General features: G+C 69.0%; 16 protein-coding genes. 4 read left to right on the top strand and 12 right to left on the bottom strand.

What is annotated here, in order from left to right; genetic code table 11:
• Positions 1-26: 26 nt before the first annotated feature.
• Genes QM788_RS10330 through QM788_RS10360 form a run of 7 tightly spaced genes read right to left on the bottom strand, consistent with a single transcriptional unit; the run spans position 27 to position 9184 of the window.
• Positions 27-1874, bottom strand: a complete 1848-nt coding sequence (locus tag QM788_RS10330; RefSeq protein ID WP_415662972.1) for a glycoside hydrolase family 2 protein — start codon at positions 1872-1874, stop codon at positions 27-29.
• Positions 1874-3412 (bottom strand): alpha-N-arabinofuranosidase, encoded by a 1539-nt coding sequence (locus QM788_RS10335; protein WP_415661401.1) that lies wholly within the window; start codon positions 3410-3412, stop codon positions 1874-1876. The genes QM788_RS10330 and QM788_RS10335 overlap by 1 nt, the downstream gene beginning before the upstream one ends.
• Positions 3409-4164 carry a DUF6250 domain-containing protein gene (locus tag QM788_RS10340; RefSeq protein WP_415661402.1) on the bottom strand — a complete coding sequence of 252 codons (756 nt, stop codon included), beginning with the start codon at positions 4162-4164 and terminating at the stop codon, positions 3409-3411. The genes QM788_RS10335 and QM788_RS10340 overlap by 4 nt, the downstream gene beginning before the upstream one ends.
• Positions 4128-4451, bottom strand: a complete 324-nt coding sequence (locus QM788_RS10345; RefSeq protein ID WP_415661403.1) for an L-rhamnose mutarotase — start codon at positions 4449-4451, stop codon at positions 4128-4130. Before QM788_RS10345 ends, QM788_RS10340 begins: the two co-directional genes overlap by 37 nt.
• 11 nt (positions 4452-4462) lie before the next feature.
• Entirely contained in the window at positions 4463-5830 is a 1368-nt protein-coding gene (locus QM788_RS10350) for a glycoside hydrolase family 28 protein (protein WP_415661404.1), read from the bottom strand.
• Between the two features lies 1 nt (position 5831).
• Complete coding sequence (gene rhaI, locus QM788_RS10355) at positions 5832-7118, bottom strand: L-rhamnose catabolism isomerase (RefSeq protein ID WP_415662973.1); 1287 nt, start codon at positions 7116-7118, stop codon at positions 5832-5834.
• A gap of 29 nt (positions 7119-7147) precedes the next feature.
• Positions 7148-9184, bottom strand: coding sequence for a bifunctional rhamnulose-1-phosphate aldolase/short-chain dehydrogenase (locus QM788_RS10360; RefSeq protein ID WP_415661405.1), 2037 nt, complete (start codon positions 9182-9184; stop codon positions 7148-7150).
• Between the two features lie 446 nt (positions 9185-9630).
• On the opposite strand from QM788_RS10360, the gene QM788_RS10365 reads away from it, so the two are divergent.
• Entirely contained in the window at positions 9631-10512 is an 882-nt protein-coding gene (locus tag QM788_RS10365) for a DeoR/GlpR family DNA-binding transcription regulator (RefSeq protein WP_415661406.1), read from the top strand.
• Complete coding sequence (locus QM788_RS10370) at positions 10509-11900, top strand: FGGY-family carbohydrate kinase (RefSeq protein ID WP_415661407.1); 1392 nt, start codon at positions 10509-10511, stop codon at positions 11898-11900. The genes QM788_RS10365 and QM788_RS10370 overlap by 4 nt, the downstream gene beginning before the upstream one ends.
• 7 nt (positions 11901-11907) lie before the next feature.
• On the opposite strand, the gene QM788_RS10375 is transcribed toward QM788_RS10370, so the two are convergent.
• Both QM788_RS10375 and QM788_RS10380 read right to left on the bottom strand, forming a co-directional pair.
• Complete coding sequence (locus QM788_RS10375) at positions 11908-12177, bottom strand: hypothetical protein (RefSeq protein WP_415661408.1); 270 nt, start codon at positions 12175-12177, stop codon at positions 11908-11910.
• A gap of 230 nt (positions 12178-12407) precedes the next feature.
• On the bottom strand, positions 12408-13031 hold the full coding sequence (locus tag QM788_RS10380; RefSeq protein WP_415661409.1) for an SMI1/KNR4 family protein: 624 nt from the start codon (positions 13029-13031) through the stop codon (positions 12408-12410).
• 139 nt (positions 13032-13170) lie between these two features.
• Here QM788_RS10380 and QM788_RS10385 point away from each other — a divergent pair, with 139 nt between their 5' ends.
• Positions 13171-14184 (top strand): transposase, encoded by a 1014-nt coding sequence (locus tag QM788_RS10385; protein ID WP_415661410.1) that lies wholly within the window; start codon positions 13171-13173, stop codon positions 14182-14184.
• Here the strand turns inward: QM788_RS10385 and QM788_RS10390 are convergent.
• From QM788_RS10390 to QM788_RS10400, 3 genes are all read right to left on the bottom strand, one after another.
• Positions 14111-15091, bottom strand: coding sequence for a DNA/RNA non-specific endonuclease (locus QM788_RS10390; protein WP_415661411.1), 981 nt, complete (start codon positions 15089-15091; stop codon positions 14111-14113). The two genes, QM788_RS10385 and QM788_RS10390, sit on opposite strands and share 74 nt — an antisense overlap.
• Before the next feature lie 255 nt (positions 15092-15346).
• Positions 15347-16009, bottom strand: a complete 663-nt coding sequence (locus QM788_RS10395; protein ID WP_415661412.1) for a PEP-CTERM sorting domain-containing protein — start codon at positions 16007-16009, stop codon at positions 15347-15349.
• 94 nt (positions 16010-16103) lie between these two features.
• Positions 16104-17933, bottom strand: a complete 1830-nt coding sequence (locus QM788_RS10400; RefSeq protein WP_415661413.1) for a rhamnogalacturonan lyase B N-terminal domain-containing protein — start codon at positions 17931-17933, stop codon at positions 16104-16106.
• Between the two features lie 499 nt (positions 17934-18432).
• Here QM788_RS10400 and QM788_RS10405 point away from each other — a divergent pair, with 499 nt between their 5' ends.
• On the top strand, positions 18433-19587 hold the full coding sequence (locus QM788_RS10405) for a M12 family metallopeptidase (protein WP_415661414.1): 1155 nt from the start codon (positions 18433-18435) through the stop codon (positions 19585-19587).

The following is a 19587-nucleotide window of genomic DNA, read 5'->3' on the forward strand; positions in this document are numbered from 1 at the left end:
AGGGGGGGGGCGCGGCGAACGCCGGCCTACCGGCCTGGCGTCATCTCGTAGTGCTCGGCCAGCACGTCGAAGGCCTGCTTGCGCTGGCCGGTCTCGGAGAGCAGGCCCTTGCGGTTCCAGCCGTTCTGGAAGACGGGGTGCTCGCGGCGCGGCGAGCGGAAGTCCTTCAGCACCCACGGCGACAGGCCGCGCAGGTTCGGGATGCGGCCCAGCATGGCCAGCGTCGCGCGGTAGTAGGCGGCCTGGAACTCTTCGCTCCATTTCTTCGGCTCGGCGCCCGGGTCGTGGTGGCCGGCGAGCGCGTCGGCGCCGAACTCGGAGATGAGCAGCGGCTTGGTCGTCGGCAGCGCCCAGCGGATCCTGGCGAGGTCTTGCAGCGTGTCGTCGCCGTACCAGCCCGCGTAGGTGTTGACGGCCATCACGTCCAGGTGGGGCAGCAACGGGTCGGCGATGCGCAGCGTGTCGCCCTCGCGCTCGACCAGCAGCGCGGCGCTGACGAGGCGGCCGGGGTCCAGCGCGCGCACGGTGGCGGCCAGCGCGGCGTGGAAGCGCGTGCGGTTCTCGGCCACGGGCGTCTCGTTGCCGACGCTCCACAGCGCCAGCGCGGCGCGGTTGCGGTCGCGGTAGATGGTCTCGGCCTGCATGCGGCGGGCCTTCAGCAGCACGGCGGGGTCGTCCCAGGCCACGGTCCAGTAGACGGGGATCTCGCTCCACACCAGCAGGCCCAGCTCGTCGGCGGCGCGCAGCAGGGTCTCGCTGTGCGGGTAGTGGGACAGGCGCACGTAGTTGCCGTGCAGGCCGTGCTTGACCTCGCCCAGCAGCCGGCGCGCGGCGGCGTCGTCGAGGCGGCGGGCCGGGTTGGCGCCGATCTCCTCCTCGTGCAGCGAAACGCCCTTCAGGAACACCGGCTTGCCGTTCAGCAGGATGTCGGCGCCCTTCACGGCCAGCGTGCGGAAGCCGATGCGCTCGCGCACGCGGTCGGTGCCGCTGCCGGCATCGGCCTCGAACGCCACGTCGTACAGCGTCGGCGCCTCGGGTGACCAGCGCTGCAGCGAGTCTGGGGCGGCGATGTCGAAGCGAGCCTGCCCGCTTGCGTCGGTGCGCGCCTGCACGGTGACGCCCAGCGCCGCGATGCGCAGGCGCACCGCTCGGCCCGCCGCCTGCGTGCCGTCGAGCTGCAGGCTGCCCACCAGGCGGCCGGTGTCGGTGAGGCGCAGCGTGGCGTCGTCGATGAAGGTGGCGGGCGTGCGGATCAGCTTCACGGGCCGGGTGATGCCGCCGTACAGGTCCCAGTCGGTGATCTCGCCGGGGATGCTCTGCGCGTCGTGGCGCGAGTCCACGCCGACGACCAGGCGGTTGCCGCTGGCGCGCAGCGCCCCGGTCACCTCCAGCACGAAGGGCGTGAAGCCGCCTTCGTGGCGGCCGACTTCCCGGCCGTTCAGGTAGACGTGGGCGCGGTAGTTCACGCCCTCGAAGCGCAGGAAGCTGCGCTCGCCGGGCCGGGGCGCCGTCACGTCGAAGCGGCGCTGGAACCAGATCAGCCCGTCGTACCAGCGCAGCTCCGGCTCGGCCGCGTTCCATGCGCCGGGGATGGCCATCGCCGGGCCGCGGTCCAGGTCGAACTCGAAGAAGCCGGTGCCGGGTCGGGCCTCCGCGGCGGCGACGTCCACGTCGCGGTGGCGCTGCATGCGGCTCTTGGCGACCCAGCCGTTGATGTCGGTCAGCCCCGTGCGGTAGTAGTCCCGGGAGTAGGTCCAGCGGCCGGACAGGTCCTGCACGTCGGCGCGCTGGCCGGTCAGCAGCAGGGGCGGGCGCAGGTCGCCGGCCAGCGCCGGCAGCGCGACGAAGGCCAGCAGGCACAGCAGGCGGCGCATCACGGCTGCAGCTCCAGCACCAGCACGGACTTGGCCGGCACGGTCAGCGTCAGCAGGCCGTTCTTGGCCTCGGCCTTGAAGGGCCGGGGCTTCACGCGGTCCGGCGCGTCGAAGCGGTTCTCGGCGTCCATCGCCGCGGCGGTCAGCAACTGGCCGGTCACGGTGCGCACGGCCTTGCCGCCCACGGCGATCTGCAGCGGCAGGCCGACCTGGGGGTTCGTGTTGGTCAGGCTCAGGATCAGCTTGCCGCCGGCCGACTTGGCAGCGCTGGCGCTCAGGGCCGGGATGCTGTACCGGCCCAGCGTGTAGTCGGGCACGCCGCTCAGCTGCACGGGCAGCGAGGTGGCGTCCATGAAGGGCAGGTGCATCGCGAACGCGTGGTAGGTCGGCGTCAGCAGCATGCGGGCCTTGTCCGTGACGATCATGGCCTGCAGCACGTTGACCATCTGCGCGATGTTGGCCATCTTCACCCGCTCGGCATGGCGGTGGAACACATGGAAGTGCAGCGCCGCCAGCACCGCGTCGCGCAGCGTGTTGCGCTGGACCAGGAAGCCGGGGTCGGTGCCGGGCTCGGGGTCGTACCAGCTGCCCCATTCGTCGAAGTAGATGGCGACCTTTTTGCCCGGGTCGTTGCGGTCCAGGATCTCGCGGTGCTTTGCGAGGTAGCCGTCGATGGTTTGCGGCACGGCCAGCGTGGCGATCCACTCGGCCTCGGGGAAGCCCACGGCGGCGCCCTTCTTCTGCCAGTCGCGGGTGGGCAGCGAGTACTGGTGGTGGGTGATGGCGGCCATGCGGTCCTTGACCTCGGCGCTGAGCGTCTCGGTCCAGTGCAGCTCCAGTTCCTGGCCGCCGCTGGCGACGAGCTTGGGCCGGTTGCCGCGCGGCGCCTTGGCGAAGCTGGCCCACTGCTTGTAGAGGTCCGCGTAGTAGCCCGGCTTCATGTGGCCGCCGCAGCCCCAGCTCTCGTTGCCGATGCCCCAGTACGGCACCTTCCAGGGCTGGTCGCGGCCGTTGGCACGGCGCTCGCGGGCCAGCGCGGTGTCGCCGTCGGCGGTCAGGTATTCCAGCCACTGGGCCATCTCCTGCACGGTGCCGGAGCCGAGGTTGGCGTTGATGTAGACCTCGGCGCCGAGCTGTTCGGCCAGGTCCATGAACTCGTGCGTGCCGACCGCGTTGGGTTCGATGACGCCGCCCCAGCTGGTGTTCACGCGCGGCGGGCGCTGCGCGCGCGGGCCGATGCCGTCGCGCCAGTGGTACTCGTCGGCGAAGCAGCCGCCGGGCCAGCGCAGCACGGGCACCTTGAGGGCCTTCAGCGCGCCCACCACGTCGCTGCGCCAGCCGCGCACGTTGGGGATTTCGGCGTCCGGCCCCACCCACAGGCCGCCGTAGATGCCGGCGCCCAGGTGCTCGGCGAACTGGCCGTAGACCTGCCGGGCGATCACGGGGCCGGGCCGGTCGGCCCGGATGTCGAGTTGCACCGGCCCGGCCGCCTGCGCGAGCGTGGTGGCGAGGCTGACGGCGAGCAGCAGCGGTTTCATCGGCATTGGAGGATCTGGAAGTCGCGGATCTGCAGCCGGCTGGCCGTGGTGCGCAGCGCGAAGTGGCCGTGCAGCCGGGGTTGGGGGTCGGCGCGGGTGAAGAGCGCATGGCCGTTGGCGAGCCAGCGCAGGTGGACCGGGTCGGCCGCGCTGGGCCGGCGCGAGACGATCTCGATGGCGAGCGGCTGGCCGGCGTGCAGCCGGGTCTGCGGGTTCATCGGCAGCTCGCCGGGCTCGGCGATGGCGCCGTCGGCGAACCCGGCCAGCATCCGGCGCTCGCGGCCGTCGTACAGGCGCAGCCGCGTCGTCGTGTTGGCGTTGGCGCCGAAGCCGGCGTAGTAGGTCGGCAGCGTGTCGTAGCCGGTGAACTTGCCGCTGCGTGGATGGGGGCCGCTGCCGTCGGCCTCCAGCGCATTCCAGAACATGTTGAGGTCCGAGAGGCGGCCGGCGTGTTCACCGGCGCTGGCGGGCGCGGGCAGGGCCACGGCGGTGAAGCGGATCGCGTAGTCGCCGCCCAGCGGCTGGCGCCACCACAGCGACAGGCCGGCGGGCGTGGCGATGTCCAGCACGCCGTCCTTCGCGGTGACGACGGCGCGTTCGTCCTCGGCCTCCAGCCGCCAGCGCGCGAGGCCGGCGCGGAAGTCGTCAGCGGCGACCGTTTCGAGCTGGCGCGGCGGCTCGCACCACGCGAGCGCCGCCAGCGGCGCCGCGAGGATCAGCCCGCAAAGTGGAAGACGGACGGCAGGTCCCATTGGCGCGGCTTGTTGTCGGGTTCCACCTCCATCAGCGGGGCCATGTGGTCCCACCAGCGGCGCATGACGGGCTGCTGCGGCAGCGCGTCGATGGGCATGCCGGGCCGCAGCTTGAGCACCGCGAACAGGCTCAGCGTGTCCTCGTCCAGGAAGATGGAGTAGTCGTGGATGCCGGCGGCGCGCAGCGCGTCGGCCAGCTCGGGCCACAGCGCGTCGTGGCGCTTCTTGTACTCGGCCACGGCGCCGGGCTTGAGCTGCATCTTGAAGGCGCGGATCTCGTCGCTCATTCGTGGGTCTCCTACAGGATGTCTTGTTCGGCCATGGGCCGGCCGGACAGGTCGCGCCGCTGCAGCGCCGCGTCCACCTGCCAATGGGTGGGGGCCAGCCCGTCGAGCCGGCAGCCGTTGCCGGCGCGGATGGGCGTGCCCAGCCGCAGGCGGCAGGCGGCGTCGAAATGCCAGGCCAGCGCGTCCTGCACATGGCCGCCGCTTTGCGCCTCGATGTCCAGCGCGCGGAAGTCGAAGCGGCGCAGCGGCACCTCGGCCGTGGCGTCCACCTCGAAGGCCACTTGAGCCCCGCGTGCGACCAGGCGCTGGATGCGCACGCCTTCGACCCGCGTGCGACCCTGCTCGCGCGAGACGGGCTGAGCCAGCGTCAGCCAGTGCGGCGGGGCGTGCGGCCGTTCGGCCTCGGGGATGGCGGCCTGGCTGTAGGCGGGGTTCCAGTGCATCGTCGCGCGCAGCGCGACCGGCACGTCCAGCAGCTGCAGGTCGCTGACGGACAGGTCCTCGACGACGCCGCCGCGCGTCGGCGCGCTCTTGAACAGCAGGCCCACCGGCACCGGCGCATGCACGGTGATGCGCCGGGCCTCGACGCGGCGGATGCCGCCCGAGGTCTCGCTGCCGAAGGTCAGGCCGGCCGCGCCCTCGCGCACGGTGCAGTCGCTGATCGTGATGTCCTCGCAGGGGCGGGCGACGCGCAGGCCGTCGGCGTCGCGGCCGGCCTTCAGGCACAGCGCGTCGTCGTTGACGGCGATGTCGGCGTGGCGGATGGCGATGCGGCGGCAGGAGTCGATGTCGATGCCGTCCGTGGACGGGCCGCGCCCCTCGTCGTTGTTGCGGATGGTGAGGCCGTCCACGCTCACGTCCTGCGCGTAGCACAGGTGCAGCGTCCAGAAGCCGGAGCGGCGCAGCAGCAGGCCGCCGCCGATCGCCACGCGGGCCGACTCGAACACCTGCACCAGCCGAGGGCGCTGGCAGTCGTAGTCCGCCGCCCAGCGCAGGCCGCGCGGCTCGTAGCCGGCGCGCAGCGCCCAGTAGCGGTCCCAGAACGGCTGGCCGTCGCCGTCGATGCAGCCCTCGCCGGCGAGGCCCACGTCCTGCTCGCCGTAGACGTTGACCAGCGCCGCCGGCCAGCGCATCTCGATGCCGGCGACGCGGGTCGGCAGCAGCGGGTAGTCGGCCAGGTCGCGCGAGCCCAGCAGCGTGGCGCCGCGCGCCAGCCGCAGCGTCATGCCGCTCTTCAGGAACAGCGCGCCGGTCAGGTAGGTGCCGGGGCCCAGCCGCAGTTCCGTGCGCTGCAGCGCGGCCGCGTCGATGGCGGCCTGGAGCGCCCGCGTGTCGAGCGTGATGCCGTCACCGCGGGCGCCGAAGGCCCGGGCGTCCACCTCAGACGATGCCGCTGCCGGATGCGCCGGCCTTCGGCGGGCGCTTGACGGCCACCTGCTGGCGGTAGCCGCTGGCGCGGTAGGCCGCGACCGGGTCGATCGCGCCGCCCGAGCGCAGCCGGGCCATCGCCAGGATGGGGCTCACGTCGGTGCGGAAGGCGCGCTTGAGCGTCTGCGCGGACTGCAGCACGTCGTTGGCCTGCTGGAAGCCGGCCAGCGCGCCGCGGTCCACCAGCGCGGCCTGCACGCAGGCGCGCTGCACCTCGACGGCGCTGCTCATCAGGCTCTCGATGGGGTCGGTGACGTTGTGCGACTGGTCCAGCATGTAGGCGGGGCTGAAGGCCGCGCCGTCGCGGGCCTGCGCATCGGCCAGTTCGTTGAAGACGAGGAAGAGCTGGAAGGGGTCGATGGAGCCGGAGTCCAGGTCGTCGTCGCCGTACTTGCTGTCGTTGAAGTGGAAGCCGCCCAGCTTGCCGAACTGCGCCAGCCGCGCCACGATCATCTCGATGTTGGTGTTGGGCGCGTGGTGGCCCAGGTCCACCAGGCACTTGGCCCGGTCGCCCAGCTGCTGCGCGACGGCGAAGCTGGTGCCCCAGTCGGCGATGACGGTGCAGTAGAACGCCGGCTCGAACAGCTTGTGTTCGATGTACATCAGCCAGTCGTCCGGCAGCGCGGCGTAGATCTGCCGGGCGCTGTCGAGGTAGCGCTCCAGCGCGCCGCGCAGGTTGTGCTGGCCGGGGAAGTTGGCGCCGTCGCCGACCCACACGGTCAGGCCCTTGGAGCCGAGCGCCCGGCCGAGTTCGATGCACTCGACGTTGTGCGCCACGGCCTGCTCGCGGGCGGCCTGGCTCTGCGCGGTCAGGCTGCCGAACTTGTAGCTGTGGGCCTGGCCGGCCTGGTCCTGGAAGGTGTTGGAGTTCACCGCGTCGAAGCCCAGGCCCAGCGCGTCGGCCTGCTGGCGCAGCGCCTGGGGGTCGGCGGGCTTGTCCCACGGGAAGTGCAGCGACACGGTGGGCGTGGCGCGCGTCAGCTGGTGGATGACGGCGCAGTCCTCCAGCTTCTCGGCCACGTCGCGCGGCTCGCCCGGGCCGGGGAAGCGCGCGAAGCGGGTGCCGCCGGTGCCCACGCCCCAGCTGGGCACGGCCACGGCGAAGGCCTGGGCCCGGGCGGTCAGCGCCTCGATGTCCACGCCGCGGCGGGCGAGCATGCCGCCGAGGGCGTCGTAGTCGGCCTGCAGCTCGGCGCGCTGCTGGGCGTTGTGTTGTTCGACCTGGCTGGTGTCAATCATTTGCTTGGTCATGGAAGTCTCCTGAGGCCTCAACGAGTAAACGCTGCGGCATTGCCGGCGTCCACGTTCAGCACGTTGCCCGTGCTCTTGCCGGACTTGTCGCTGGCCAGGAAGTACACCGCCTCGGCGATGTCCTCGGGCAGCACGCTGAGCTTGAGCATGCTGCGCTGGCGGTAGAACTCTTCGATGTCGTCGCTGTCGATCTTGTTGGACGCGGCGCGCTCCTCCTTCCACTTGCCGTCCCAGATGCGCGAGCCGCGGATGACGGCGTCCGGGTTGACGACGTTGACGCGCACGCCCACCGACGCGCCTTCCAGCGCGATGCAGCGGGCCAGGTGGATCTCGGCCGCCTTGGCCGTGCAGTAGGCCGACGCGCCGGCCGACGCGACGAGGCCGTTCTTGCTGGCGACGAACACCATCGCGCCGCCGGTCTTCTGCTGCTTCATCAGCCGGAACGCGCCGCGGCCGACCAGGAAGTAGCCGGTGACGAGGATGTCCTGGTTGCGCTGCCAGATCTCCAGCGTCGTGTCCTCCAGCGGCGCGGCGGAGGCGATGCCGGCGTTGGAGACCAGGATGTCCAGGCCGCCGAAGCGCAGCGCGGTGGCGGACAGCACGGCTTCCACCTCGGCCTCGGACGTGATGTTGCCCTGCACGGTGGCGATGGCGTCCTTGCCGGCCACCTTCAGCAGGCTGGCCTTGGCGTCTTCCAGCGCGGCGGCGTCGATGTCGGTCAGCATCACGCAGGCGCCTTCCTGCAGCAGCTGGCGGGCGACGGCCTGGCCGATGCCGCCGGCGCCGCCGGTGACCAGCGCCACGCGGCCGGCCAGGCTCTTGGGCTTGGGCATGCGCTGCAGCTTGGCCTCTTCGAGCAGCCAGTATTCGATGTCGAAGGCCTCCTGCTCGGGCAGGCCGACGTAGCGGTCCACGCCGTTGGCGCCGCGCATCACGTTGATGGCGTTGATGTAGAACTCGCCGGCGATGCGGGCCGTGGCCTTGTCCTTGGCGAAGGACAGCATGCCGACGCCGGGGATCAGGTAGATCACCGGGTTGGCGTCGCGGATGGCCGGGCTGGTCGGGCGCTTGCAGCGTTCGTAGTAGGCGGTGTAGTCGGCGCGGTAGGCCGCCAGCGCGGCGTCCAGGCCGGCCAGCACGGCGTCCACGTCCGGGTTGGCCGGGTCGAAGTCAAGCACCAGCGGGCGGATCTTGGTGCGCAGGAAGTGGTCGGGGCAGGAGGTGCCCAGCGCGGCCAGCTTGGCCAGGTCGTTGCTGGCGACGAACTCCAGCACCTCGGCGCTGTCGTTGAAGTCGCCCAGCTTGCGCTCCCCGGCGCTGATGCGGCCGCGCAGCGCGGGCATCAGCTTCGCGGCGATCGCGGCGCGCTGCCCGGCGGGCAGCGTCGCGGTCTTCACGCCGCCGAACACCGGCTGCCTGACGTTCTCGCCCAGCCACTGCTCGGCCAGCCGGATCATCTCCAGCGTGATCTCGTAGCAGCCCTTGGCCGTGTCGCCCCAGGTGAACAGGCCGTGGCCTTCCAGGATGATGCCCTGGAGCTGCGGCTGCGCCGTGGCCAGCGCTTCCAGCTTGAGGCCCAGGTCGTAGCCGGGGCGCTGCCAGGGCAGCCAGCCGAGCTGGCCGCCGAAGATCAGCTCGGTCAGGCGGCGGCTGTCGGCGCAGGCGGCGATGGCGATGATCGCGTCCGGGTGCATGTGGTCCACGTGCGCCTTCGGGATGTAGGCGTGCAGCGGGGTGTCGATGCTGGCGGCGCGCGGATTCAGGTTGAAGGTGCAGTGCGGCAGGTAGTCCACCATCTCGTCTTCATGCGCCAGGCCGCGATAACGCTTTTTCAGCGCATTCAGCTTGTCCATGTAGAGCGTGGAGAAACCGTCGAGCTTGATACTGCCCAGGTCGCCGCCGGAACCCTTGACCCACAGCACGTCGACATCCTCGCCGGTCAGGTGGTCGCGCATCCTGACCTTGGCCGAGGTATTGCCGCCGCCGAAATTCGTCACGCGCAAATCGGAGCCCAGCAGATTCGAGCGGTACAGCAGCAGTTCGGGTTCGCTCATCTGGGCCGCGGCGGCGTCGTCCCACAGGGAAACGATGGGGGTTTGCGCGGGGGGTTGGGAATTTGCAGTCATGGGGTGGGTGCAACGGTTCGTCAGGGCGGCCGCGGCATGCGGCCCGGTACCCGCTCGGCACGGGCGATCGGGCCGCAGTGTGGACGCAAACCCGCGCCCCTGCGCGGCGCCGCCCCGCAAAATCAAAAGGATGAGCGAATGCCCGGGCGGGTGCGCGACCGCTCACGAAACGCTCACGGCCCTGCGCGTTTGCTGATTGACCCTGCCGGGAGAGTGGCGTAACCTGCTTTCGGAACCGTGTTTCACCTGCGATCCTGAGCGATCCGGATCGCGCTGCGGCACGGCAAAGCGATGCCCACCCCAAGAGGTCGGGCGACTCCCGAGAGACAACGGTCGCCGCCGGCTGCGGGGCGCCCGAGAGCAAGGTGGCTTCCATGATCAATCACAAGCGTCACAAGCGTCTGCTGAAACTGCTGGACGAGCGCGAGCACGCCAGCGTGCAGCAATTGATGGAATGGCTGTCGGCGTCGGCCGCGACGGTGCGCCGGGATATTTCCTGGCTGGCCGCAAGAAACCAGCTGACGCGCACCCGCGGTGGCGCCCAGCGGCTGGAGCAGAAGAAAAAGTCGTACACGCTGACCAGCGAGACTTTTCAAAACAACGCCCAGCAACATACTGCCGCCAAGCGTGCCATCGCCCGGTATGCGACGTCGATGTGCAACAACGGCGAAACCATCATCATCAATGGCGGCACCACCACGTTCATGATGGCGGAGTTTCTCGTCGAGAAGCAGCTGAAGATTCTCACGAACTCCTTCCTGATGGCCGAGCGCCTGCTCGTCAGCAGCGACAACGAGATCATCCTGCCCGGCGGCAAGGTCTACCGCGAGCAGAACGTCATCCTCAGCCCGTTCGAGAACGACGTGGCCCAGCACCACTACGCGGCCAAGATGTTCATGGGCGTCTACGGCCTGAGCATCCTGGGGCTGATGGAGGCCGACCCGCTGCTGATCCAGGCCGAGAAGCGCCTGATCGGCCAGGCCGAGGAACTGGTGGTGCTGGTGGACAGTTCCAAGTTCCAGCGCAAGGCCGGCCTGGTGCTGTGCGGGCTGAACCGGGTGTCCACCGTGATCACCGACACCGGCGCCTCCGACGGCGCGGTTCAACTGCTGGAGCACTACGGCGTGCGCGTCATCACCGTGGAGCCCGAGGCCGTGGACCCCCGGGTGCTGGCGGCCTCGGCGATGAGCTCGCACGACTACGCGGCCGTGCTCGAGTCCGGCGCCTACGGACGCCACGCGGCGCTGCACTCTTGAGCGGGCCGGCCGACGGCACCGTCGTCCTCGACATCGGCAAGACCAACGCCAAGCTCACGCTGATCGACGCGGTCGGCCAGGCGCTGGCCGAGGTGCGCACGCCCAACACGGTGCGGCGCGACGGCCCCTACCCGCACCACGACACGGAGCGCCTGTGGGCGTGGATGCTGGCGGAACTGTGCGGGCTGGCGGCGCGGGCGCGGGTCCGCGCGATCGTGCCGGTCACGCACGGCGCCACGGCCGCGCTGATCGACGACGCCGGCCTGGTGCTGCCCGTGCCGGACTACGAGCACGAGCCGGGCGACGCCGCCGACGCGGCGCGCTACGCCGCGCTGCGCCCGGCGTTCGCGGACAGCGGCTCGCCGCGGCTGCCGGCCGGCCTCAACCTCGGGCGGCAGCTGCACTGGCTGCAGGCCCGTTTCCCGGCCGAGTTCGCGCGCGCCCGCCACCTGCTGATGTACCCGCAGTACTGGGCCTGGCGCCTGTGCGGCGTGGCGGCCAGCGAGGTCACGTCGCTGGGCTGCCACACCGACCTGTGGCTGCCGCGCGCGGGCGGGTTCTCCCCGCTGGTGGCGGGGCAGGGCTGGCAGCGCCTGTTCCCGCCGCGGCGCGACGCCTGGGCGCGGCTGGGCCGCCTGCGGCCCGGGCTGGCGGCGCAGACCGGGCTGCCGGCGGACTGCGAGATCGTCTGCGGCCTCCACGACAGCAACGCCTCGCTGCTGCGCCACCTGCTGACGCTGCCGCGCCGCGGCCCGTGCACGGTGCTGTCCACCGGCACCTGGGTCATCGCCGCGGCGCTGGGCTCGGCGACCCGGCCGCTGGTGGAGGCGCAGGACATGCTGGCCAACTGCGACGTCTTCGGCCACGCCGTGCCCTGCATGCGCTTCATGGGCGGGCGGGAGTTCGGCGCGCTCGCCGGCACGCCGCCGGCCGCGTTCGGGCGCGACGACGTGGCGCGCCTGATCGCCCGGGGCAGCATGGCCTTGCCCTGCTTCGCCGAGGCGGGCGGCCCGTTCGCCGGCCAGGCCGGCCGCATCGCCGGCCCGCTGGCCGCCAGCGCGGCCGAGCGCGCGGCGCTGGCCACGCTGTACGTGGTGCTGATGACCGACCACTGCCTGGCCGCGCTCGGCGCCGCAGGGCGCGTGGTCGTCGAAGGCGCGTTCACGGCTAACCCCTGCTTCGGGCCGCTGCTGGCGGGCCTGGCGGACGGGCGCGAGGTCACCGTGTCGGACGACAGCAGCGGCACGACCTGCGGCGCCTGGCTGCTGGACGCCTGGGGCCGGGAGGCCGAAGGCGCGACGCCCCCCGTGGCCGCCTGGAACCCGCCGGGATGGCGGGCCTACCGGGACGCGTGGCGGGTGCAGGCGGGTGCCGCCAGCGAGAGCTAGCTACTAATTACGGAGGCTGAGAGGCCGCTGAAGCGCTGGCCGCCGGAGTCATGTTTTCCAGAATTTGCCGGGACTGTGCTTCCATCCGGCCAAGCGCGACGGGATCGTCGGTCGGGCTGATGGCGATCCAGCCTGGGGCCAGTTCCTTGATTGCTGCCGGTTCGCGGGGCGCCGCCAGACTTTCATGCGCACCAGAATCGCCAGCGCCGCCACAACCCGTCAGGGCAAGCAGCGCTGCGGTAGGGAACTGGATCTTCTTGACGTAGGCGTTGATCATTGACGGTCCTGTGGGGAGGGCTCGCACGTTGCATGTCTTTTCGGTGGGGTCAGACGGTCACGTTCTGGCCGGCGCGTTGACGATGCATCCGCAAGTTGATGGGCTGGCGAAGCGCTTCAATGGGTGCATCAGCGGGGGTCAGTAGATGGAGATTCAAGTCAGGCATCGAATTGGAGGCCACGCCTCCTCGTCATCCTTCCGGCGACGCGCTGGCCGTGGTGGAGCGCCAGTCATCGTGGTAAACGGCCGTCAACCCCTTTCAGTTCATCATAAAGATTCCAGTTTTCCCCAGAAAATATTGGATGCCAAATTCTGTTCCGGTATTTGCTTTCCAGCAGATTCAGAAAGTCGTCAAACCCGGTTGCGATCTGAAAGTGAATGAAGTCGTCCGGTCCGAAATTGATGATCTGCCCGGCTGAACCACTGGGTCCGGGCGAAAAGTCTATTGCCAGGTGATTTCCGCTAAAGAACCCCGCAATGGGAAACCATTTCTTGTCGCAGAAAACGTTGGCGACTGAGTTTTCCGGGATTGAGGCGTAGCTGTAGTCATCAACACCCCCTGCCTCCGCAAGCAAGGCGGCGCCACGCCTGAAGCCACGAAGCAGTTCTCTGGAGTGATCCAGACTTAGGAATTCGTACCCAAAGAACAGCCCCAATGTGTCGCTCGATCCATAGCTGAATTCTCCATCATGAATTCTGTAAATTTCCCGCAGTCCGGCAGGTAACTCATGTCCAAAGAAATCCTCTATTTCGCTGATTTTTTTCGTGCTTGCGCCCTCGGGGGGAATGAATTCTGATGAGGCATCTGTCAAAATTTTTAACAGACGATTGAAGGTTGATGCCGCAGAATTCATGATAATCCTCAGCAAAGCTGTCCGGCACTAATGCTGAATCCTTGCGCAACACTCAATTAGGACTTACGCAAACGTTTAAATAAATAGACCCTGCATGGTATTTGTTGGATAATTTGCCGCATCGACCTCAGCATGCAAATTGTCCATCAAAAGAATCGACTACTGCCAGTTCATCCTGACCAGCCAGACCAATTTCACCATGACGAACTTTGCGGATCACGGCCAGGGATTCAGCCACGATGCGGTGAAGCGGTACCTGCAAGGCGACAAGCTGTCGGCCAGCTTGGTTTGGGAGCATGCGCAGCGTGAAATCGTTCCATCCCCCCGGGGATGCATCGTGTTTGACGACACCATCCTCGACAAGGGCCATTCGCACCAGATCGAGTTGGTTCGCCGGCAGTACAGCGGCAATGCCCACGGCATCATCAAAGGGATCGGCCTGGTGAACTGCCTCTACGTCAACCCCGACACCGGCGAGTATTGGCCCATCGACTATCGATTGTTTGCGCCCGAGCAGGACGGCAAGACCAAGCTGGAGCACGTGCGCGACATGTTGGTCAGCGCTGCGGGCAACAAAGCACTGCCCTTCACCCGGGTGCTGTTCGACACCTGGTACGCCACGATGGAGCTGATGCTGCTGGTGGACAGCCTGGGCAGACGCTTTTACTGCCCGATCAAGGCCAACCGGCTGGTCGATGACAGCGCCGGCCAAACGCCGTACCGGGCAGTGAGCGGCTTGTGCTGGACGGCACAAGAGGCTGAGCGCGGCAAGCTGATCAAGATCAAGGGATTCCCCAGGGACTACAAGGTGAAGCTCTTCCGGGTGACGGTGTCTTCCCACCGCACGGATTGGATCGTGACGAACGATCTGGCTCAAGATTCGACGCAGGGCACGCAAGAGGCGTGTGCGCTGCGCTGGAAGATCGAGCAGTTTCATCGAGAACTCAAGCAGCTGACGGGCGTTGAGAAGTGTCAGTGCCGCAAGGCGCGAATGCAGAGAAACCACATCGCCTGCGCGATCTTGGTTTGGCTGCGGCTGCGGGCGGTGGCCAAGGAAAAACTCTCTTCGATGTATCAGATCAAGACCAGTTGGCTGTCCGAACGGATGCGCCAGGAGCTGCGAAGTCCTTCGGTTTTGATGCGTTTTGCGTAAGTCCTATCAATATCTGAGGGGTCGGAGCGATATTTGGCATCCCAACCGCTCCTGCAGTCAAAGGCCATGGTATCCCTGTCAGATGGACGATCAGCTTGACATCAAGGCGTGCTGGTCTGATATCGAGTGGGGTTAGATATTTTGGCGTGACGATATAGGTGGTTTGGCGAGATAGTCTGCATTTGGATGGAACGTTTTCAACAGTGCGCCAGGGGCCGTTGTTCATCTCGCCATTTTGCGGAACCAAATTTGCCCGACCACCCCAGCCGCCCAGTGCTGCAGGGATCAAATGGCCACCAACATCTCCAGCTACTCCCCATTTTCCGACGGTCGTTTGACAGCCAGTCCGAGTGCCCGGTCCCACGGGAATTCCTGGACCTCCTGTCCATGTGGCAACGCCTGGGCGGCCATATGAATCTATATGCACGGTATGGGAGCCAAATGCAAAGGTCTTGTCCCGATCGGCGGGTGGGTAAACCTGTATGCAGTCGGAAACATTCTGCGCACGGACACCAGGCTCAGCCGACATGCGCTGCGCCATGGCGTCCCCGGTCGGCATATCTCTGGTGAAGCCGACCCCGTGCCGGGCCAACAATTCTTTCGCTGCATCCGACGAATCGTCGGCCACAAGCTGAAGAAATGCCTCCATCCCGCCCGCCTCTTTAACCGCCCTGAAGAAACCCGACGAGCCTGGTTCGGCAGCGATCTTCCTGTCAATCACGGCTGCGAAACGCTGGTCCGCTTCCTGCCCGGTCAAAGCATAGACATCCGTCAATTCTTCAGCGGTGTAGGCCGACGCTGAGGATGCCGGGCCTGGTGCGTCATCGCCTCCGCCACCACATGCAACCAAGCCGATTGCCACGGGAAGTGCATGAAATTTCTTGCAGAACAAAATTTTCACGATCACCTCTTCTCTCAGGGAAGAAAGAGCATAGGAGCGTGAAATTTTCCGAACAACGGAAATACACCCCTATGGCTAGGGGCGACGGCATTTCTCTTGCAACAAGGCATTTCACCGGGCTTTGTCGCAATACGCCGGTGCTGCTGGGGCTCGCCCCTCGCCGCCAGCAGGCCGAGGGCTGGAGGCGGGGCATGGCCTTGCCCTCCATCGTGACCGCCCTGGCGTCAGGGCGCGAGGGGGTGAGACCCGCCCCAAGGGGTGTCAGCGCCTGCGGCGGCGCATCGCCATCAGGCCCAGGCCGGCCAGCGAGGCCAGTGCCAGCGAGCCCGGCTCGGGCACCGTGAAGGCGCGCACGCTGTCGATGGCCGGCGCGCTGTAGCCGGCGCGGTCGCTGGCGCTGTCGAAGGCGTAGACGCGCACTTCGTCGAAGCCGGCGGCGTCGCTCAGGCCGAGCACGTCGCCGATGCCGGCCGGGCCCAGCGACACGGCGCCGCTGCCGGTCAGCGCGCCGTCCAGCCAGGTCTGCCACATCAGGTGGATGCTGGCGTAGCCCGAGTCCACCGCGAACTCGATGCCGTGCAGCGTGGCGCCGGGGCTGAAGATGGACAGGTAGGCGTTCATGCCCGCGGTGGCGAAGTAGTTGCCGCTGAAGGCCTGGCTGTAGCGCTCGCCCGCGCCCAGGTCCACGCAGAACTCGCCGGCATAGCCGCAGCCGCCGTTGTCGTCGGCCAGGCCGGTGTGCGTGAACCTGAGGCCGCCCTCGGTCCACGGGCTGGCCAGCGAGGTGTTGGCCTCGAAGTCGGCCGCATGGGCCAGGTGGTTGCCGCCGGGCGTGGCGCTGCCGGCGCCGGTGGTCTGCACGACGCCCGCCAGGGCCGGCGCCGCGAGCAGCGCGGCGGTCAGGGAAAGGAGTTTGGATTTCATGGTGATGGTGTGTGGTGTGGTGTTCTTTTGGCGCTGCGGGCCGAGCGCCGGGCCGCCCCAAGCCGGCCCGCGGGCCTGGCCGAGGGGCCTAGGTTCAATCCGCGTTCACCAGGTCGATGGCGTCGAAGGACAGCGCCGGGCTCAGGAAGCCGGCGCCCGCGGTGCCGCTGACGGTGTTGATGGTCAGCACGTTGGTGCCGACGACCAGCTGCGCGGCCGGGATGTCGAAGCTGTAGGTGCGGTTGAAGCCGCGGTAGGTGCCCACCGTCAGGTTGCGCGACACCTTGGGCGGCGCGGCGGGGATGGCGGAGCTCCAGCTGTTGACCGTGACCTGCGGGCGGGCGCTGTTGAAGTCCGCCGTGATGCCCAGGCGCAGCCGCAGCGGCCGCGCGTTCTGGCCGCGCTTGAGCGTGAAGCGCACCTGCAGGCCGTTGTTCACGGCCTTCCACTGGTAGGCCGGCCAGTGCGTCGCCGCGTTGGACTGGCCGACGATGAACGGCGCCACGGTCCACGGCGCCATGCGCACGTCGCTGGGGTGCATGAAGGTCAGCTTGTCGCCGTTGATGAACTCCTGCGGCGTGCCGTCCCAGCGGCCGATGCGCCAGATCGCCGGCGTGGCCTCGGGGTCGGCCGTGATGGCCACCGGGTTCAGCGCGTAGCTGGCGTTGGCGGTCACCGTCACGGGCAGGGTCTGCACGGCCAGCTCGCCCTTGTAGACCGTCATCGTGTACTGGCCCGGCAGCATGCCGGTGGCGGTGAAGTGGCCGTCCACCGGGTCGGCGTCCGCCCAGTACTGCGCCTGTGCGTTGGCGAAGCCCGCCGTGTAGGGCAGGCCCGCGACGCGGCCGGTCAGGCCGGCCACGCTCACCGCGCCGCGGCCCTGCGGCGGCACGTAGCCCAGCAGGCCCAGCTGGCCGTACCAGCTGGTGTCCGGCCGGGCGGCCGGCGTGCTGCCGTCGTTGAAGATCATCGTGTAGGTGTTCAGCACGTTCAGGCGGAAGGGCTCCGTCTGCGCCTCGCCGTAGTTGACGATGTAGGTCAGCTCGTTGTGGGTGCTGGTGATCTGCTGCAGCAGGCTGCGGTAGAAGGGGCCGCTGGAGCCGCCCTCGTTGTTGTCGCGCCAGAACCAGATGCCCACGCCCGGGCCGGTGCCGCCGACGAATTCCCAGTCCTTCAGCCGCCGGTTGGCGTAGTGCTTGGAGCGGGTCTGGCCGTGGCGGGCGTCGCTGGCGGGGAAGCCGAACACGTCGCTGGCCTCGATGGCGGCGCCGGTGCCGCGCAGGTCCTCGGCCCAGTAGCTCTGGCCGCCGTGGCTGACCAGGCCGCCGGCCGCGTTGGCCGGGCCGCCGTTGGGCAGCTTGGCCACCGGGATGCGGGCGATGAAGCGCACCAGGCCGTGCACGTCCGGCTGCTCGGTGAAGTGCGTGCCCATGTGGATGTTGGACTCGCCCTTGCGCACCAGGTAGTAGTGCGTCAGCACGCCGCCCTTGAGGCTGTTCACGGTCAGCGTCACGCGGATGTAGGCGTCGCCCACCACCACGCCGCCGTTGGCCGCCGCGGCCGGCACCACGCTGCCATTGGCGTTCACCAGCTCGGCCTTCACGGCCACCGCGCCCACGCCCTTGTAGAGCCAGTCGGCGCCCGAGTTCAGCTGCGTGCCGCGCCCCGGGTCGGCGTACTCCACGCCCTTGTAGACGATGCTGGACAGGTCGCCCGCCGAGGTGGTGCTGGCGCCGTTGTCCCAGGCGCGCACCTTGAACACCAGGCCGGCGTCGGTGTCGATGACGTACTGCGGCCGCGCGGCGTTGTTGCCGTCGTGCACGGTGGTGATGCTGAAGGCGGCCATCGCCGGGGCGGCGCTGGCGGCGAGCAGGGCGGCGGCCAGCCGGCGCGCCCAGGGCGGGCGCGAGCTTGTCGTGTGCATGGAGTCTCCTGGTGGGTGTTGTGCGGTCCGTGGCGTTCGCCAGCGACCGGGTGCGGACTCTAGGCAGCCCGCCCCGCCGCAGGCACTCAACCGGCTGAGTGTTTGCGCGCGCCGGCCGGCGCCATCACGAAACCGGCATCGCAGCCGCCGCGATCCGGCATGAACGCTCATGGCTTGGCTCGTCACCCCAGATCCGGCAGTTGGGCGCGCCCGAGGGGCTGGCGAGGCGGCCCGCTGGCAAGGCGCGCCGACGAAGTGGGCTGTTGCCCACGAGGAGAAGCAACGCCGCCAGCGGGCCGAAGCGCCAGACCAGCGGGCGTGCAGCGCTGCCCACCGAAGTGGTGAACGCCGCCCTATCGCCAAGGTCTCGATGTACCGGAACTTCCGATGAGTCGCGAGCGGCCGACTGCCGGGTCTGGGGTCACCCCAGGGTTGAGGATGCGCCCGCGCCGGGAATGCCTATCGTGCGGCGCTCATCCGCTTGATCCAGGAGCCCGTCATGGCCACCCCCCGTTCGACCCCCGCGCGCCGCCCGGCCCCGTCCAAGAATGCCGAGGCGCAGGCGCCGCGCTACGCCTTCCACTACTGCAGCGTCCGCCCCGGGCTGGCGCCGGCCGCCGGGCCGGGCCTGGTCGCCGACCGCGCGCAGGCGATCAACGTCCTGCGCGACAAATGGCTCAACGGCACCGAGCTGACCTACTACTTCTACGACCAGCCGAGCGACGGCCAGACGGTCATGCTGGCCGACGGTTCGAGCCAGTTCGTGCCGTGGAGCGGCCCCGAGTCGCAGCGGCAGGCCGTCCGGAAGGCGTTCAAGGTGTGGGCCGACCTGGGGCTGGGCATCAGCTTCCGCGAGGTCAGCAGCCGCGAGCAGGCCATGGTGCGCATCGGCTTCATGGCGGGCGATGGCAGCTGGTCCTACGTCGGGCGGGTGGTGCGGGACATCGCCGCGGACCAGCGCACGATGAACTTCGGCTGGAACATCGGCAACGACCCGGACACCGCGATCCACGAGATCGGCCATACGCTGGGCTTCGAGCACGAGCACCAGAACCCCTTCTCCGGCATCGTCTGGGACGAGGAGAAGGTCTACGCCTCGCTGGCCGAGCCGCCCAACGGCTGGTCGCGCCAGAAGACGCACTTCAACATCATCCGCAAGCTCGACGAGGCGAGCGTCGAGGGCACGTCCTGGGACCCGGACTCGGTGATGCACTACCCGTTCCCGGCCGGCCTCATCCTGCAGCCCGCCCGCTACAAGACCCAGCCGCTGCAGCCCGCGGGCGGCCTGTCGGCGCGCGACATCGCGCAGGTGAAGAAGATCTACCCGGTCCAGCCGCCGGTGAGCCAGCTGCCCGAGCTGGTGCTGGCCGAGTCCCGGCGCCTGCAGATCGCCGCCGGGCAGCAGATCGACCTGGTGCTCCAGCCCTCGCGCACGCGCAGCTACCAGATGGCCACCTTCGGCGAGGCCGACACGCTGATCGTGCTCTACGAGGACGTCGCGGGCGAGCTCAAGTACCGGGGCGGCGACGACGACAGCGGCGAGGACCGCAACGCCCACCTCAAGCTCAGGATGCAGCGCGGCCGCCGCTATGTGCTGCGCGTGCGCATGTACTACGCGAGCTTCGCGGGCGAGACCGCCGTGATGTGGTGGTGA

It is taken from the genome of Roseateles sp. (genome assembly GCF_047654785.1).
GTDB lineage: Bacteria > Pseudomonadota > Gammaproteobacteria > Burkholderiales > Burkholderiaceae_C > Pelomonas.

Bases quoted from the DNA above. Each gene is read 5' to 3' on its own strand.
- QM788_RS10330 (WP_415662972.1), bottom strand. From the start codon at position 1,874: ATGCGCCGCCTGCTGTGCCTGCTGGCCTTCGTCGCGCTGCCGGCGCTG.
- QM788_RS10335 (WP_415661401.1), bottom strand. From the start codon at position 3,412: ATGAAACCGCTGCTGCTCGCCGTCAGCCTCGCCACCACGCTCGCGCAG.
- QM788_RS10340 (WP_415661402.1), bottom strand. From the start codon at position 4,164: ATGGGACCTGCCGTCCGTCTTCCACTTTGCGGGCTGATCCTCGCGGCG.
- QM788_RS10345 (WP_415661403.1), bottom strand. From the start codon at position 4,451: ATGAGCGACGAGATCCGCGCCTTCAAGATGCAGCTCAAGCCCGGCGCC.
- rhaI (WP_415662973.1), bottom strand. From the start codon at position 7,118: ATGATTGACACCAGCCAGGTCGAACAACACAACGCCCAGCAGCGCGCC.
- QM788_RS10360 (WP_415661405.1), bottom strand. From the start codon at position 9,184: ATGAGCGAACCCGAACTGCTGCTGTACCGCTCGAATCTGCTGGGCTCC.
- QM788_RS10365 (WP_415661406.1), top strand. From the start codon at position 9,631: ATGATCAATCACAAGCGTCACAAGCGTCTGCTGAAACTGCTGGACGAG.
- QM788_RS10375 (WP_415661408.1), bottom strand. From the start codon at position 12,177: ATGATCAACGCCTACGTCAAGAAGATCCAGTTCCCTACCGCAGCGCTG.
- QM788_RS10380 (WP_415661409.1), bottom strand. From the start codon at position 13,031: ATGAATTCTGCGGCATCAACCTTCAATCGTCTGTTAAAAATTTTGACA.
- QM788_RS10395 (WP_415661412.1), bottom strand. From the start codon at position 16,009: ATGAAATCCAAACTCCTTTCCCTGACCGCCGCGCTGCTCGCGGCGCCG.
- QM788_RS10400 (WP_415661413.1), bottom strand. From the start codon at position 17,933: ATGCACACGACAAGCTCGCGCCCGCCCTGGGCGCGCCGGCTGGCCGCC.
- QM788_RS10405 (WP_415661414.1), top strand. From the start codon at position 18,433: ATGGCCACCCCCCGTTCGACCCCCGCGCGCCGCCCGGCCCCGTCCAAG.